Raw genomic sequence first — 14,497 nt, 5'->3', positions numbered from 1 at the left:
AGCTTACGAGTTAGGTGACCCTAACGCACGCCGTGCGGTGGGACGGAGAACCTCGCACGTCACCCGCCGTTTCCCGGCTGTCAGAGACGGGTGGCAGGATCTACTCATGCCAGACGTGCTCGATGCCACCCCCTACGACGCCCTGCTCCTGCTCTCGTTCGGCGGCCCCGAGGGACCGGACGACGTGGTCCCGTTCCTGGAGAACGTGACGCGGGGGCGCGGCATCCCCAAGGAACGCCTCAAGGAAGTCGGTCAGCACTACTTCCTGTTCGGCGGGGTCAGCCCGATCAACGACCAGAACCGCGCCCTTCTGGACTCCCTCCGCAAGGACTTCGCAGGTCACGGCCTGGACCTGCCGGTCTACTGGGGCAACCGCAACTGGGCGCCCTACCTGACGGACACCCTGCGCGAGATGGTCACCGACGGCCGCCGCCGCATCCTGGTCCTCGCCACCAGCGCCTACGCCTCCTACTCCGGCTGCCGCCAGTACCGCGAGAACCTCGCCGACTCGCTGGCCGCCCTCGAGGCCGAGGGCCTGGAGCTGCCGAAGATCGACAAGCTGCGGCACTACTTCAACCACCCGGGCTTCCTGGAGCCCATGATCGACGGCGTGATCGACTCCCTCGCCGACCTCCCCGAGGACGTCCGGGACGGCGCCCACATCGCCTTCTCGACCCACTCGATCCCGACCGCCTCCGCCGACTCCTCCGGCCCGGTCGAGAAGCACGGCGACGGCGGCGCGTACGTCAGGCAGCACCTGGACGTCGCACGGCTGATCGCCGACGCCGTCCGTGAGCGCACCGGCGTCGACCACCCCTGGCAGCTCGTCTACCAGTCCCGCTCCGGCGCCCCGCACATCCCGTGGCTGGAGCCCGACATCTGCGACCACCTGGAGGAGCGGCACGCGGCCGGCGCCCCGGCGGTCGTGATGGCGCCCATCGGCTTCGTCTCCGACCACATGGAGGTCCTGTACGACCTCGACACGGAGGCCAAGGCCAAGGGCGAGGAGCTGGGCCTGCCGGTGCGCCGGTCGGCCACCGTCGGCGCCGACCCGCGGTTCGCCGCCGCCATCCGCGACCTCGTCCTGGAGCGGGCCGCCGTCGAGCGCGGACAGGAGGTCACGCCGTGCGCCCTGGGCGCGCTCGGCGCCGCCCACAACCTCTGCCCGGTGGGCTGCTGCCCGGCCCGCGCCCCTCGCCCCGCCGCCGCGGGCGCCGACAGCCCCTACGCATGAGGAGCCCCGTGACCGACGCCCTGCCCGCGGAACTGCTGGAACTGGCCCAGGAGGCCGCCCGCCGCGCCGGTGCGCTGCTGCGGGACGGCCGCCCGGCCGACCTCGCGGTCGCCGCCACCAAGTCCAGCCCCATCGACGTGGTCACCGAGATGGACATCGCGGCGGAGAAGCTGATCACGGACCTGATCTCCGAGCACCGCCCGGACGACGGCTTCCTCGGCGAGGAGGGTGCCTCCACCGAGGGCACCAGCGGCGTCCGCTGGGTGATCGACCCGCTCGACGGCACGGTCAACTACCTGTACGGCCTGCCCACTTGGTCCGTCTCCATCGCCGCCGAGCTGGACGGCGAGACCGTCGTCGGCGTCGTCGCGGTCCCGATGCGCGGCGAGACGTTCCACGCCGTACGCGGCGGCGGAGCATGGGCGAGGGGCGCCTGGGACGGCGAGCGCAGGCTCGCCTGCCGCCCCGCGCCGCCCCTGGAGCAGGCCCTGGTCTCGACCGGCTTCAACTACGTCACCGACGTCCGCGTCCACCAGGCCGAGGTCGCCCGCAAGCTCATCCCGCTGCTGCGCGACATCCGACGGGGCGGCTCGGCCGCCGTCGACCTGTGCGACCTGGCCGCCGGCCGTCTCGACGGCTACTACGAACGCGGTCTCCACCCCTGGGACCTCGCCGCGGGCGACCTGATCGCCCGAGAGGCGGGCGCCCTGACCGGTGGACGCCCCGGAGAGCGCCCCGCACACGCCCTGACGGTCGCGGCCACCCCGGGCGTCTTCGAGCCCCTCCAGCAGCTCCTGGAGGGCTTCGGCGCCTGGCACGACTGAACGGCTCGGCCGCCGAGCAGAACAGCGGGGCCCGGCGCTGGATTCGCCGGGCCCCGCTGTCATGCGCTACGCGCTGTTCAGACGCTAGACGCGCCGACCTCCACACCGTGTTCGGCGGCGAGGCGGCGCAGGTCGTCGAGTTCGGCCTGCTCCACCTCGACGAGGAAGTCGTCGCCCTCGTCGCGAGCCCGCGTCAGGTCGGACTCGGTCGCCCTTATGCGCTGCCGAAGTCCTGCGGTGAATGCGTCCATGCTGCGCCCCCTCGTCCTGGGTCGTGGGTCGATGGCACGGGGGTGTGCCGTTCGGAAGGGGCGATCACGTCTCCAATGGGTGCCCAGCGCAGCCCGGTGCTGGGCGGCGACGGTGCCGGACACCCACGCCCACTCTGCGGCAAGCGGATCGCGGCGTGCCACATGGTGGTGCGGCACATGCAGAGCGTGATCGCGGGGTGTAAAGCCGTCCTCCCCCCGCTCCCTTCCACGGAAACCTCAACCCGTCGAGAAAATCTCGCATTCCCCGGCCTCACACCCGTCCTTCAGACCGTGCTCACCCGCCTTACAGCCGACTTATGGCCGAAAAGGGCAGGATGGAGGTCAACACACTCACCAAGCCCCCTGCCCGCATGCCCCAGAAGCGCTACGCGGGTGGACACAGGAAGGACAAGCGACGTGCGCGTACTCGTCGTCGAGGACGAGCAGCTGCTCGCCGATGCGGTGGCCACCGGACTGCGCCGGGAGGCCATGGCCGTCGACGTCGTGTACGACGGTGCGGCCGCCCTGGAACGCATCGGCGTGAACGACTACGACGTGGTCGTCCTCGACCGTGACCTGCCTCTCGTGCACGGCGACGACGTGTGCCGCAAGATCGTCGAACTCGGCATGCCCACCCGCGTGCTGATGCTCACGGCGTCCGGTGACGTCAGCGACCGGGTCGAGGGGCTGGAGATCGGCGCCGACGACTATCTGCCCAAGCCCTTCGCGTTCAGCGAGCTGACGGCACGCGTGCGTGCCCTGGGCCGGCGCACCAGCGTGCCCCTGCCGCCCGTCCTGGAGCGGGCCGGGATCAAGCTCGACCCGAACCGCCGCGAGGTCTTCCGCGACGGCAAGGAAGTCCAGCTGGCGCCCAAGGAGTTCGCCGTCCTGGAGGTGCTGATGCGCAGCGAGGGCGCGGTCGTCTCGGCCGAGCAGCTCCTGGAGAAGGCGTGGGACGAGAACACCGACCCGTTCACCAACGTCGTGCGGGTGACCGTCATGACCCTGCGCCGAAAGCTCGGTGAGCCGCCAGTCATCGTGACCGTCCCCGGCTCCGGCTACCGGATCTGACCGCCGTGGCAGCGACCCCGGCGCCTCCCCAGGCGCCCCCGAAGCCCACCTGGGACCCGCGGAGGCCGGAGCCGCCCTTTCCGTGGCTGCGCCCGACCATCCGCATAAGGCTCACGCTGCTGTACGGCGGCATGTTCCTGATCGCCGGCATCCTGCTGCTGTCGATCATCTACCTGCTCGCCGCGCAGGCGCTGAACACGGGCAACGAACCGCTGTTCAAGATCGCTGGCGGCGATTCGATCAAGGTCACCAGCGACAACTGCCCGGCCGTCAACAACACGAGCAACCTGACGCTCCCCGAGTTCAACGCAGCCATCAGTGACTGCATCGACCATCAGCGCCAGGTCGCCCTGGACAACCTGCTCAGCCGTTCGCTGCTGGCCCTGCTCGGTCTCGCCGTGATCGCCTTCGCCTTCGGCTACGCCATGGCGGGCCGCGTTCTGTCGCCGCTCGGCCGGATCACCCGCACCGCGCGCGCGGTGGCGGGCTCGGACCTGTCCCGCCGTATCGAGCTGGACGGTCCGGACGACGAGCTCAAGGAGCTGGCCGACACCTTCGACGAGATGCTGGAGCGGCTGCAGCGGGCGTTCACGGCGCAGCAGCGCTTCGTCGGCAACGCCTCGCACGAGCTGAGAACCCCGCTCGCGATCAACCGCACGCTCCTCGAGGTGCACCTGTCCGATCCGAACGCGCCGGTGGAGCTGCAGCAGCTCGGCAAGACGCTGCTGGCCACCAACGAGCGCAGTGAGCAGCTCGTCGAGGGGCTGCTGCTGCTCGCCCGCAGCGACAACCAGATCGTCGAGCGCAAGCCGGTCGACCTCGCCGAGGTGGCCGAGCAGGCGGTCGACCAGGTGCACGGCGAGGCGCTGGCCAAGGGCGTGGTGATCCGCGGCGAGCAGAAGCCCGCGGTCGTCCAGGGCAACGGCGTGCTGCTGGAGCGGATCGCCCTGAACCTCGTACAGAACGCCGTGCGGTACAACGTGCCGGAGGGCGGCTGGGTCGAGGTGACGACGGAGGTGCAGCACGGTCAGGCGGTGCTCGTGGTGTCCAACACGGGCCCGGTGGTGCCGGCGTACGAGATCGACAACCTCTTCGAGCCGTTCCGGCGGCTGCGCACGGAGCGCACGGGCAGCGACAAGGGCGTCGGACTCGGACTGTCCATCGTCCGGTCCGTGGCCCGGGCGCACGGCGGCCACATCTCGGCGCAACCGCGCGAGGGAGGTGGACTCGTGATGCGGGTGACCCTTCCCGTCTGAGATCATGGCCCCCGCACTCGATCCAACACACGGAGATGTTCGCTTTGCGCGGAATTTTTGCGGCGCCTTCCGGACAACTCGGTGTGTGATCGATCACAAGGACGAATTTCCGGCCATCTACTCTCCGTGATCATGCACCCTGTCGGAAAGCCGGGAAAATCCGGGTTTTCAGGGGTCCTGATCACGGGAAGTACACGGTGAGACGCCTTTGAAGTGCGGGATTCGGACCGTGTACGGTCCCGATCGCCATCCAACCCGATCACTCAAGAGGAGTCCGGTTGGGTGTCGATTGAGTAACAGACCTTGATGTGAGGCAAAATCTCCGCCTCGGGTCGGGCACAAGTCCGGCCTCTCACGCGTTACGTGCGCTGGAGACACCGCAGACACCCAGAGGGGGAGAGCGACATGGCAACCGACTACGACACCCCACGCAAGACCGACGACGACGTCGACTCGGACAGCCTTGAAGAACTGAAGGCTCGCCGGAACGACAAGTCGACCTCCGCAGTGGATGTCGACGAGTTCGAAGCCGCCGAAGGCCTCGAACTGCCCGGCGCGGACCTCTCGAACGAAGAGCTGGCCGTCCGGGTGCTGCCCAAGCAGCAGGACGAGTTCACTTGCATGAGCTGCTTCCTGGTGCACCACCGCAGCCAGCTGGCCCGCGAGAAGAACGGTCAGCCGATCTGCCGCGACTGCGACTGAGGGCGGGTCGGCCGTGACTGGCTCGACCCCACCTCGGAAGCGCCGCTTCCACCTACCGGGAGCGGACCAGGAGCCGTCCGAAGGGCGGCTCGGCGCGCGTGACGACGAGCGGGGCTCATCCGATCAGGGATCGGCCTCGCTCGAACCGGCGGCCGGCCGGCCCGGACTTCCGGCGCCGGCCGAGACCTCCGCGCCCGTCGCCAGGCGGCGGGGCGCGGTGATCCGGGACAAGGCCCGGGAAGGGGTTCGCAAGGGCGGCAGCCGGGCCAGGGCGGGCCTGGCGTACATCGCCGACCGCATCATCGACAACGCCCCGAGGATCCCCGTACGGGACCTCGCGACGCTTCGCAGGCAGTTCCCCGGGCTGGGGCCCGAGGAGCTCGCGGACAAGCTCGTGGCCGGCGCCGCGAGCGCCACCGCGACGGTCGGAGCGGGCATCGGAGCGGCGGCCATGATGCCCGTGCCGCCCGCCATGCCGACCGAACTGGCCGCCGAGATCACCGGCGTCGCCGCGATCGAGCTCAAGCTGATCGCCGAACTCCACGAGGTCTACGGCGTCCGGCCGCCGGGCAATCTCAAGCAGCGCAGCACCGCGTATCTCGACTCCTGGTCGGGAGAGCGCGGCATCGACATGTCCAAGCCGTCCACGGTGAGTGCGGCGCTCAACAGCCCGTTGAAGCATCAACTGCGGCAGCAGATCATGAAACGCGTGGTGCGCAACCTGCCGAACCTGATGCCGTTCATGGTCGGCGCGGCCGTCGGAGCGGTCATGAACCGCCGGGACACAAGAAAACTCGCGGAGCGGATCCGGTCGGATCTCCGCAAGATCCAGGTGCCTTGGGACGCGCTTGTCGAACTGCCCCGGCTGGAGTCCCCCGAGGATCCGCTCAATATGGGGGACATTCCGAAGGGACTCGGCCGCGGACACAAAGAAATCGGGCCCTGACGAAGTTTTTGCGCGGCGGTGAAGTTTTTGCGCGGCGGTGAAAAAGATTCTGGCCCGCCTCGGCGCAGCCCGTGGCGGATCTTCGGGTGAAGCCCCGCCCGAGTGTTCTACGTCGGTCCCTACGCCGCCGCGCGCGCCGACTCGAGTGCCTCCGCCAGCCGCTCCGGCTCACGCGTCGACAGGTACAGGTACGGCGTCGGGTCGGCCGGGTCTGTGACCTCCACGCGCAGCGCGGTGGGGATGTAGGCGCGCAGCAGCAGGAAGGCGCGGGTGTCGGCCTTGTAGGTACGCCAGGCGCGCGCCTCCTCCGGGTCCAGGACCTGGGCATCGCCCAGGGCCGCCACCGGGATCTTCGCCTCGCCCGCGATCAGGAACCCGCCCACGACGCGGATCCGCGGCGAGCCGTACGAACTGGCCACGACCGCCGCCACGGCCGTCCCGCCGACCAGGCCGCCGAGCAGCGGCAGCGTGCCGAAGGGCAGCAGGATCAACGCCATCGAGACCCCGACCAGGAAAGAGATCAGCCACCAGGTGCGGGGGGCGGTGAGGCGTTCTTCGTACGGGGTGGCGGAGAGCTGCATGAAGCCAAGCTTGGCACGGTGTCCGGATCGGTCCGACGCGCGGGTAAGGTCTGCGGCTGTGAGTGGTACTTCCGCAGCTCTTAAGCCTCCCGCCGATGCGGTGAAACCCGTGCGGCACCCGGACGCTCCCGCGCCCGGTGAGCTCCTCGGCGCGCACTACGACCAGTGTTTCGGCTGTGGCGACGGGCAGCGGCACGGGCTGCACCTGGAGGCGCGGGCCGGCGAGGGTGTCACCATCACGGCCGAGTTCACCGTGCGGCCCGCCCATCAGGGCGCGCCGGGCCTCGCCCACGGCGGGGTACTCGCCTCGGCCCTCGACGAGACCCTCGGCTCGCTGAACTGGCTGCTGCGGACGATCGCGGTGACCGGGCGGCTGGAGACGGACTTCGTACGCCCCGTGCCGGTCGGTACGACGCTGCACCTGGCGGCCGAGGTGACGGCGGTGGCCGGGCGGAAGATCTACTCGACCGCCACCGGACGCATCGGCGGCCCCGACGGGCCGGTCGCCGTCCGCGCCGACGCCCTCTTCGTCGAGGTGAAGGTCGACCACTTCGTGGAGAACGGCCGCCCGGAGGAGATCCGGGCGGCCATGGACGACCCGGACCAGGTCCGGCGTGCCCGTGCCTTCGAGGTGAACCCGTGAGCCGTGACCCCGTGAACGTGCTGATCCGCCGCGTCGATCCCGACGTACCGCTTCCGACGTACGCGCATCCCGGTGACGCGGGAGCCGATCTGCGCACCACCGAGAGCCGTGAACTGAAGCCGGGCGAACGGGCCGTGTTGCCCACGGGGGTGTCTGTGGCGCTGCCGGAGGGGTACGCGGCCTTCGTGCACCCACGGTCCGGCCTCGCCGCCCGCTGCGGTGTCGCTCTCGTGAATGCCCCGGGGACGGTAGATGCCGGGTACCGTGGGGAGATCAAGGTGATCGTGGTGAATCTCGACCCGCGCGAGTCCGTGCGGTTCGAGCGCTTCGACCGGATTGCCCAACTGGTCGTCCAGCAGGTCGAGAAGGTCCGCTTCCAGGAGGTCGCGGAGCTTCCCGACTCGGCTCGGGCCGAGGGGGGCTTCGGGTCCACCGGCGGCCATGCGGCTGTGGGTGGCTCGAGCAGCACAAACAGCACAAGCGGTCAGGCCGCCGACGGCGGCACAGCGGGTGGGAATCGATACGCTTCGGTCGTATCCGACCGGGAAGGACAGTGACGTGTTCGGACGTCGCAAGAAGAAGGGTGCCGCCGAGGACGCGGCCGGCGAGCCCGAGCAGGTCGTCGACGGTGTCGACACTGAGGCGGACGACAAGGTCGAGGACGAGGGCGGGCGCCCGCGCGTGAGGCTGGAGCCGGAGCCGCGGCCCGACGGGCCCTGGGACGACTCCGAGGTGCGGGACCCGGCCGAGGGCCGGGTGGACCTGGGCGGTCTGCTCGTGCCCGGCGTCGACGGCATGGAGCTGCGGGTCGAGGTCGCGGGCGACGCGATCGTCGCGGCGACCGTCGTCCTGCGGGACAGCGCCATCCAGTTGCAGGCCTTCGCCGCCCCCAAGCGCGAGGGCATCTGGGGCGAGGTGCGCGAGGAGATCGGGTCGGGCATCACCCAGCAGGGCGGCATCGTCGACGAGGTCGAGGGTCCGCTGGGCTGGGAGCTGCGCGCCCAGGTGCCGGTGCAGCTGCCGGACGGCACGGGTGGCTTCCAGGTGGTGCGGTTCGTCGGTGTGGACGGTCCCCGCTGGTTCCTGCGCGGTGTCATCTCGGGCCAGGGCGCGGTACAGCCGCAGGCCGCGGGACTGCTGGAGCAGATCTTCCGGGACACGGTCGTGGTCCGCGGCGAGGGCCCGATGGCCCCCCGCGACCCGATCGTCCTGAAGCTGCCGAACGACGCGCAGATGGTCCCCGAGGGCGTCCAGCAGGACGACGGCACGTCCCGCTTCTCCGGCGGCATGGGCCAGTTGCAGCGCGGACCGGAGATCACCGAGGTCCGCTAGACAGACACCAGGAGGGCCGCATCCCGTGGGGATGCGGCCCTTTCTCGTGCGCGGACCCTTGACGACGGATTGGTCTGTACCTACGGTCTCGGCCCAACGCCTGGTTCATGAGGGCGCCCCGTGTTCATGTATGAGAACGGAGCCGTCATGCGTCGTACCCCCCTCCTCGCGACCGTCACCGCCCTCGTCCTGGGCGGTCTCCTCGCGCAGCCGACCGCGCCACGCGCCGAGGCCGCCCCCGCGGCCTTCGCCCATCCCGGAGTCGCCGTCTCCAAGGGCCAGTTGGACTTCGCCCGCACCAAGGTCAACGCCGGCGCCCAGCCCTGGAAGGGCGCCTTCGACCGGATGCTGGCGAGCAAGTACGCCGACCTGAACCGCACGCCGAGGCCGCGCGCGATCGTCGAGTGCGGCTCGTACTCGAACCCGAACCACGGCTGCACCGACGAGCGCGAAGACGCCATCGCCGCGTACACCCACGCGCTCGCCTGGTACGTCACCCGCGATGAGCGCCACGCGAAGAAGGCCGTCGAGCTGATGGACGCCTGGTCCGCCGTGATCAAGGACCACACCAACAGCAACGCGCCCCTGCAGACCGGCTGGGCCGGCTCCTCCTGGCCGAGGGCCGCCGAGATCATCAAGCACACGTACACCGGGAGCTGGGCCAACTCCGGCCGCTTCGCGGCCATGCTGCGGAACGTCTACCTGCCCGAGGTCATCAACGGTTTCCACTCCAACGGCAACTGGGAGCTGTCGATGATGGAGGCCGCCGTCGGCATCGCCGTCCACCTGGAGGACAAGGCGTCGTACGACAAGGCCATGGCGAGGTTCCGGACGCGCACGGCCGCCTTCGTCTACCTCGCCTCCGACGGGGAGCTGCCGAAGACCGTGCCGAGCCAGAACCTCGACACCAGGGACAAGATCGTCAGGTACTGGCAGGGCCAGTCGACCTTCGTCACCGGGCTCACCCAGGAGACCTGCCGCGACCTCACGCACACCGGCTACGGCATCTCGGCGATCTCCCATGTCGCCGAGACCAGCCGGATCCAGGGCCAGGACCTGTACGGCACCGACGTCGGCGAACGGCTGCGGCAGGCGCTCGGGTTCCAGGCCAAGTACGAACTGGGTACGGCCGTGCCGAGCTGGCTGTGCGGCGGCTCGCTGCACCTCGGGCTCGGGCCGGTCACAGAGGTCGGCTACAACGCCCTGCATCACAGGCTTGGCATGCCCATGACCAATACGCAGACGCTGACCGAGCGCAACCGCCCGGCCGGCACCAACAACCTCTTCGTGGCCTGGGAAACGCTCACCCACGGGGACAACCCGAGCTGAACCGTTGAACTGCCGGGCGCCGGTTGGCGATACTGGCGCCCGGTTCACGGGGGAGGACGTATGACTCAGGTGGTCACCGAGACCATGGTGCGCGTCGAGAACGTGCGTAAGTCGTACGGCGACTCGGCCGCCGCGGTCCACGCCCTGCGCGGGGTCTCCTTCGAGGTGCCGCGCGGCGAACTCGTCGCCCTCAAGGGGCGCTCGGGATCCGGGAAGACCACGCTCCTCAACATCGTCGGCGGGCTCGACGTACCGGACGAGGGGCGGGTCACGGTCGACGGGCTCGACCTCGCGGAGCTGGGCGAGGGCGGGCTGCTGGCGCTGCGCCGGGACCGTATCGGGTTCGTCTTCCAGTCCTTCGGGCTGATCCCGATCCTCACGGCCGCCGAGAACGTCGGCGTGCCGATGCGGCTGCGCCGGGCCGACCCTCGCGAGCGGGAGGAGCGTGTCGAACTGCTGCTGTCCCTGGTCGGCCTCGCCGACCACGCGCAGCAGCGGCCCGGGGAGCTCTCCGGCGGCCAGCAGCAGCGGGTCGCCATCGCCCGGGCCCTCGCCAACAGCCCCTCGCTCCTCGTCGCCGACGAGCCGACCGGCCAGCTGGACGCGGAGACCGGCCACGCCGTGATGGAGCTGCTGCGTGCCGTCGTACGCAGTGAGCAGGTCACCGCGCTGGTCGCCACGCACGACGCGAACCTGCTGGACCTCGCCGACCGGGTCCTGGAGCTGAGCGACGGGGAGATCGTCGGGACGTGACGGCCGCCGGCCGGCTCCGGCGCGTCAGGGTTGCGTCAAAGACGGTCCACGGACCGCTCCCGGACCCATTTGTCGCGATTATTGGCCGTAAGGTCGACGCTGCGTGGGCAGCAGTGACCGGAAGACAATGAGGCCATGGGACGCGGCAAGCTTCGGATCTACCTCGGTGCGGCACCGGGCGTCGGCAAGACGTACGCGATGCTGTCCGAGGCGCACCGGCGTGTCGAGCGGGGCACGGACTGCGTGGTGGCCTTCGTGGAGCACCACGGCCGGTCGCGCACCGAGGTGATGCTGCACGGTCTGGAGCAGATCCCGCGCCGGGAGCTGGAGTACCGGGGCGGGGTGTTCACGGAGATGGACGTCGATGCCGTTCTCCGGAGGACGCCCGCCGTCGCCCTGGTGGACGAACTGGCCCACACCAATGTCCCCGGCGCGCGCAACGCCAAGCGGTGGCAGGACGTGGAGGAGCTGCTGGCGGCCGGGATCGACGTCATCACGACCGTCAACATCCAGCATCTGGAGTCGCTGGGGGACGTGGTCGAGGCGATCACGGGGGTGCGGCAGCAGGAGACGGTGCCGGACGAGGTGGTGCGGCGGGCGGATCAGATCGAGCTGGTCGACATGTCGCCACAGGCGCTGCGGCGGCGGATGGCGCACGGCAACATCTACCGGCCCGACAAGGTCGACGCGGCCCTCTCGAACTACTTCCGGCCCGGCAACCTGACCGCGCTGCGGGAACTGGCGCTGTTGTGGGTGGCCGACCGGGTGGACGCCTATCTGAAGCAGTACCGAAGCGATCACCGGGTGTCGAAGATCTGGGGTTCGCGGGAGCGGATCGTGGTCGGGCTGACCGGCGGCCCGGAGGGGCGGACGCTGATCCGGCGGGCGGCGCGGCTGGCGGAGAAGGGCGCCGGCGGTGAGGTGCTGGCGGTGTACATAGCCCGCAGCGACGGCCTGACCTCGGCCTCCCCGAAGGAACTGGCCGTCCAGCGCGCGCTGGTCGAGGACCTGGGCGGCACCTTCCACCACGTCGTGGGCGACGACATACCGGCCGCGTTGCTGGACTTCGCGCGCGGCGTGAACGCCACCCAGGTCGTCCTCGGCTCCTCGCGCCGCAAGACCTGGCAGTACGTCTTCGGACCCGGCGTCGGAACGACCGTGGCCCGCGAGTCGGGACCCGACCTCGACGTGCACATCGTCACGCACGAGGAGGTCGCCAAGGGGCGCGGCCTGCCGGTGGCCCGGGGCGCGCGGCTCGGCCGGGCCCGGATCATCTGGGGCTGGGCGGTCGGCGTGCTCGGTCCGGTGATCATGGCCGTTCTGCTCAGCACCGTGCACCTCGGCCTCGCCAACGACATGCTGCTGTTCCTGACCGCCGTGGTCGCGGCCGCCCTGCTCGGCGGGCTGCTGCCCGCGCTGGGCTCGGCCGCGGTCGGTTCCCTGCTGCTGAACTACTTCTACACACCGCCCGTGCACCACTGGACCATCGCCGACCCGAAGAACATCGTCGCCATCGCGATCTTCGTCGGCGTCGGTGTGTCGGTGGCCTCCGTGGTCGACCTCGCCGCCCGCCGCACCCATCAGGCGGCCCGGCTGCGCGCCGAGTCGGAGATCCTCTCCTTCCTCGCGGGCAACGTACTGCGCGGCGAGACCGGCCTGGAGGACCTCCTGGAGCGCGTCCGCGAGACCTTCGGCATGGAGTCGGCGGCCCTGCTGGAACGCGAGAGCGACGTCGACCCCTGGACCTGCGCGGGCCGGGTCGGCCTCGGACGGCCCGTGGACCGGCCCGAGGACGCCGACGTGGACGTGCCGGTGTCGGACCACATGGCGCTCGCGCTGACCGGCCGGGTGCTGCCGGCCGAGGACCGCCGGGTGCTGGCCGCCTTCGCCGCGCAGGCCGCGGTGGTACTGGACCGGCGGCGCCTGCAGGAGGAGGCCGAGCGGGCCCGCGCGCTGGCCGAGGGCAACCGGATCCGCACCGCGCTGCTGGCCGCCGTGAGCCATGACCTGCGTACGCCCCTGGCCGGGATCAAGGCGGCCGTCTCGTCGCTGCGGTCCGACGACGTGGAATGGTCCGAGGAGGACCAGGCGGAGCTGCTGGAGGGCATCGAGGACGGCGCCGACCGGCTCGACCACCTCGTGGGCAACCTGCTCGACATGTCCCGGCTGCAGACCGGCACGGTCACCCCGCTGATCCGGGAGATCGACCTCGACGAGGTGGTGCCGATGGCGCTCGGCGGGGTGCCCGAGGGCAGCGCCGAGCTGGACATCCCGGAGACGCTGCCCATGGTGGCCGTGGATCCGGGGCTGCTGGAGCGGTCGGTGGCCAACCTGGTGGAGAACGCCGTGAAGTACAGCCCGGCCGGCGAGGCGGTCCTGGTGTCCGCCAGCGCCATCGCGGACCGCGTGGAGGTGCGGGTGGTCGACCGGGGGCCGGGCGTCCCCGACGATGCCAAGGAACGCATCTTCGAGCCCTTCCAGCGTTACGGCGACGCCCCGCGCGGCGCCGGCGTCGGACTCGGCCTGGCTGTCGCGCGCGGCTTCGCCGAGGCCATCGGGGGCACCCTCGACGCGGAGGACACGCCCGGCGGCGGCCTCACCATGGTTCTCACGCTGCGGGCGGCGGCAGGACCGAGTCCCGAGCAGCTGCTTCACCCCGTACGACCCGAAAGGCAGGTCACATGACCCGGGTGCTGGTGATCGACGACGAGCCGCAGATCGTGCGCGCCCTCGTGATCAACCTCAGGGCGCGCAAGTACGAGGTCGACGCGGCGCACGACGGCGCCACCGCCCTCGAACTGGCCGCCGCCCGCCACCCGGACGTGGTGGTCCTCGACCTGGGCCTGCCCGACATGGACGGCGTCGAGGTGATCAAGGGCCTGCGCGGCTGGACCCGGGTGCCGATCCTGGTGCTGTCCGCCCGGCACACCTCCGACGAGAAGGTCGAGGCGCTGGACGCGGGCGCCGACGACTACGTGACCAAGCCCTTCGGCATGGACGAGCTGCTCGCCCGGCTGCGCGCCGCCGTCCGCCGCGCCGAGCCGACCGGCGCCGGTGAGGACGAGGTGCTGGTGGAGACCGACGAGTTCACCGTCGACCTGGCCGCGAAGAAGGTCCAGAAGCACGGCAAGGACGTACGGCTGACGCCCACGGAGTGGCATCTGCTGGAGGTGCTGGTGCGCAGCACCGGCCGCCTGGTCAGCCAGCGGCAACTGCTCCAGGAGGTGTGGGGGCCGTCGTACGGCACGGAGACGAACTACCTGCGGGTCTACATGGCCCAGCTGAGGCGCAAGCTGGAGGCGGACCCCGCACATCCCAAGCACTTCATCACGGAGCCGGGGATGGGGTATCGGTTTGAGCGGTGAGCCGGAGGGGGGGCCGGGGGTCCGGGGGTTGTCCCCGGGGGGTGCAGTATCGCGGAGCCGGGGATGGGGTATCGGTTTGAGCGGTGAGCCGGAGGGGGGCCGGGGGTCCGGGGGTTGTCCCCGGGGTGGTGCAGTATCGCGGAGCCGGGGATGGGGTATCGGTTTGAGCGGTGAGCCGGAGGGGGGCCGGGGGTCCGGGGGTTGTCCCCG

At 70.7% G+C, this 14,497-nt stretch carries 15 protein-coding genes; 13 read left to right on the top strand and 2 right to left on the bottom strand.

From position 1 onward, the window contains the following. Positions 1–106 precede the first annotated feature (106 nt). Positions 107–1,234, top strand: a complete 1,128-nt coding sequence (locus OG252_RS15125) for a ferrochelatase (RefSeq protein WP_266432828.1) — start codon at positions 107–109, stop codon at positions 1,232–1,234. A gap of 8 nt (positions 1,235–1,242) precedes the next feature. Further along, complete coding sequence (locus OG252_RS15120) at positions 1,243–2,058, top strand: inositol monophosphatase family protein (RefSeq protein WP_266432826.1); 816 nt, start codon at positions 1,243–1,245, stop codon at positions 2,056–2,058. A 77-nt stretch (positions 2,059–2,135) separates the two neighbouring features. Here the strand turns inward: OG252_RS15120 and OG252_RS15115 are convergent, their stop codons facing one another. Further along, the gene (locus OG252_RS15115; protein WP_266432824.1) at positions 2,136–2,309 is read right to left on the bottom strand and encodes a hypothetical protein; all 174 of its coding nucleotides are present in this window, start codon (positions 2,307–2,309) and stop codon (positions 2,136–2,138) included. A gap of 417 nt (positions 2,310–2,726) precedes the next feature. Here OG252_RS15115 and OG252_RS15110 point away from each other — a divergent pair, with 417 nt between their 5' ends. The 4 genes from OG252_RS15110 (at position 2,727) to OG252_RS15095 (ending at position 6,284) form a co-directional block, all read left to right on the top strand. Then, positions 2,727–3,380 carry a response regulator transcription factor gene (locus tag OG252_RS15110; protein WP_007385219.1) on the top strand — a complete coding sequence of 218 codons (654 nt, stop codon included), beginning with the start codon at positions 2,727–2,729 and terminating at the stop codon, positions 3,378–3,380. A gap of 5 nt (positions 3,381–3,385) precedes the next feature. Next, positions 3,386–4,636, top strand: a complete 1,251-nt coding sequence (locus OG252_RS15105; RefSeq protein WP_329336617.1) for a sensor histidine kinase — start codon at positions 3,386–3,388, stop codon at positions 4,634–4,636. A 405-nt stretch (positions 4,637–5,041) separates the two neighbouring features. Further along, positions 5,042–5,338 (top strand): DUF4193 domain-containing protein, encoded by a 297-nt coding sequence (locus tag OG252_RS15100; RefSeq protein ID WP_005481602.1) that lies wholly within the window; start codon positions 5,042–5,044, stop codon positions 5,336–5,338. A 13-nt stretch (positions 5,339–5,351) separates the two neighbouring features. Continuing rightward, positions 5,352–6,284: a hypothetical protein gene (locus OG252_RS15095; RefSeq protein ID WP_329336614.1), complete on the top strand. Its 933-nt coding sequence runs from the start codon at positions 5,352–5,354 to the stop codon at positions 6,282–6,284. A 119-nt stretch (positions 6,285–6,403) separates the two neighbouring features. Here the strand turns inward: OG252_RS15095 and OG252_RS15090 are convergent, their stop codons facing one another. Then, a complete protein-coding gene (locus tag OG252_RS15090; protein WP_266432817.1) occupies positions 6,404–6,865 on the bottom strand; it encodes a DUF3093 domain-containing protein in 462 nt (153 codons plus the stop codon). A gap of 58 nt (positions 6,866–6,923) precedes the next feature. On the opposite strand from OG252_RS15090, the gene OG252_RS15085 reads away from it, so the two are divergent. From OG252_RS15085 to OG252_RS15055, 7 genes are all read left to right on the top strand, one after another. Then, entirely contained in the window at positions 6,924–7,508 is a 585-nt protein-coding gene (locus OG252_RS15085; protein WP_266432815.1) for a PaaI family thioesterase, read from the top strand. Then, positions 7,505–8,065: a dUTP diphosphatase gene (dut, locus tag OG252_RS15080; protein WP_266432813.1), complete on the top strand. Its 561-nt coding sequence runs from the start codon at positions 7,505–7,507 to the stop codon at positions 8,063–8,065. The genes OG252_RS15085 and dut overlap by 4 nt, the downstream gene beginning before the upstream one ends. 1 nt (position 8,066) lies before the next feature. Next, a complete protein-coding gene (locus OG252_RS15075) occupies positions 8,067–8,840 on the top strand; it encodes a DUF3710 domain-containing protein (protein ID WP_266432811.1) in 774 nt (257 codons plus the stop codon). A 147-nt stretch (positions 8,841–8,987) separates the two neighbouring features. After that, a complete protein-coding gene (locus tag OG252_RS15070; RefSeq protein WP_329336611.1) occupies positions 8,988–10,169 on the top strand; it encodes an alginate lyase family protein in 1,182 nt (393 codons plus the stop codon). Positions 10,170–10,229: 60 nt separating this feature from the next. Next, positions 10,230–10,922, top strand: coding sequence for an ABC transporter ATP-binding protein (locus OG252_RS15065; RefSeq protein ID WP_329336609.1), 693 nt, complete (start codon positions 10,230–10,232; stop codon positions 10,920–10,922). Between the two features lie 135 nt (positions 10,923–11,057). Continuing rightward, positions 11,058–13,607, top strand: coding sequence for a sensor histidine kinase (locus OG252_RS15060; protein WP_329336607.1), 2,550 nt, complete (start codon positions 11,058–11,060; stop codon positions 13,605–13,607). After that, complete coding sequence (locus OG252_RS15055) at positions 13,604–14,287, top strand: response regulator (RefSeq protein WP_266432803.1); 684 nt, start codon at positions 13,604–13,606, stop codon at positions 14,285–14,287. The genes OG252_RS15060 and OG252_RS15055 overlap by 4 nt, the downstream gene beginning before the upstream one ends. Positions 14,288–14,497 lie beyond the last annotated feature (210 nt).

It is taken from the genome of Streptomyces sp. NBC_01352, from assembly GCF_036237295.1.
Classification (GTDB): domain Bacteria; phylum Actinomycetota; class Actinomycetes; order Streptomycetales; family Streptomycetaceae; genus Streptomyces; species Streptomyces plumbiresistens.
The sequence above is the reverse complement of the archived record's forward strand: the minus strand, read 5'-3'. Positions and strand labels throughout refer to the sequence as shown.

Coding starts and splice junctions, on each gene's coding strand:
- OG252_RS15055 (WP_266432803.1), top strand. CDS start 13,604: ATGACCCGGGTGCTGGTGATCGACGACGAGCCGCAGATCGTGCGCGCC.
- OG252_RS15090 (WP_266432817.1), bottom strand. CDS start 6,865: ATGCAGCTCTCCGCCACCCCGTACGAAGAACGCCTCACCGCCCCCCGC.
- OG252_RS15125 (WP_266432828.1), top strand. CDS start 107: ATGCCAGACGTGCTCGATGCCACCCCCTACGACGCCCTGCTCCTGCTC.
- OG252_RS15060 (WP_329336607.1), top strand. CDS start 11,058: ATGGGACGCGGCAAGCTTCGGATCTACCTCGGTGCGGCACCGGGCGTC.
- OG252_RS15070 (WP_329336611.1), top strand. CDS start 8,988: ATGCGTCGTACCCCCCTCCTCGCGACCGTCACCGCCCTCGTCCTGGGC.
- OG252_RS15100 (WP_005481602.1), top strand. CDS start 5,042: ATGGCAACCGACTACGACACCCCACGCAAGACCGACGACGACGTCGAC.
- OG252_RS15115 (WP_266432824.1), bottom strand. CDS start 2,309: ATGGACGCATTCACCGCAGGACTTCGGCAGCGCATAAGGGCGACCGAG.
- OG252_RS15065 (WP_329336609.1), top strand. CDS start 10,230: ATGACTCAGGTGGTCACCGAGACCATGGTGCGCGTCGAGAACGTGCGT.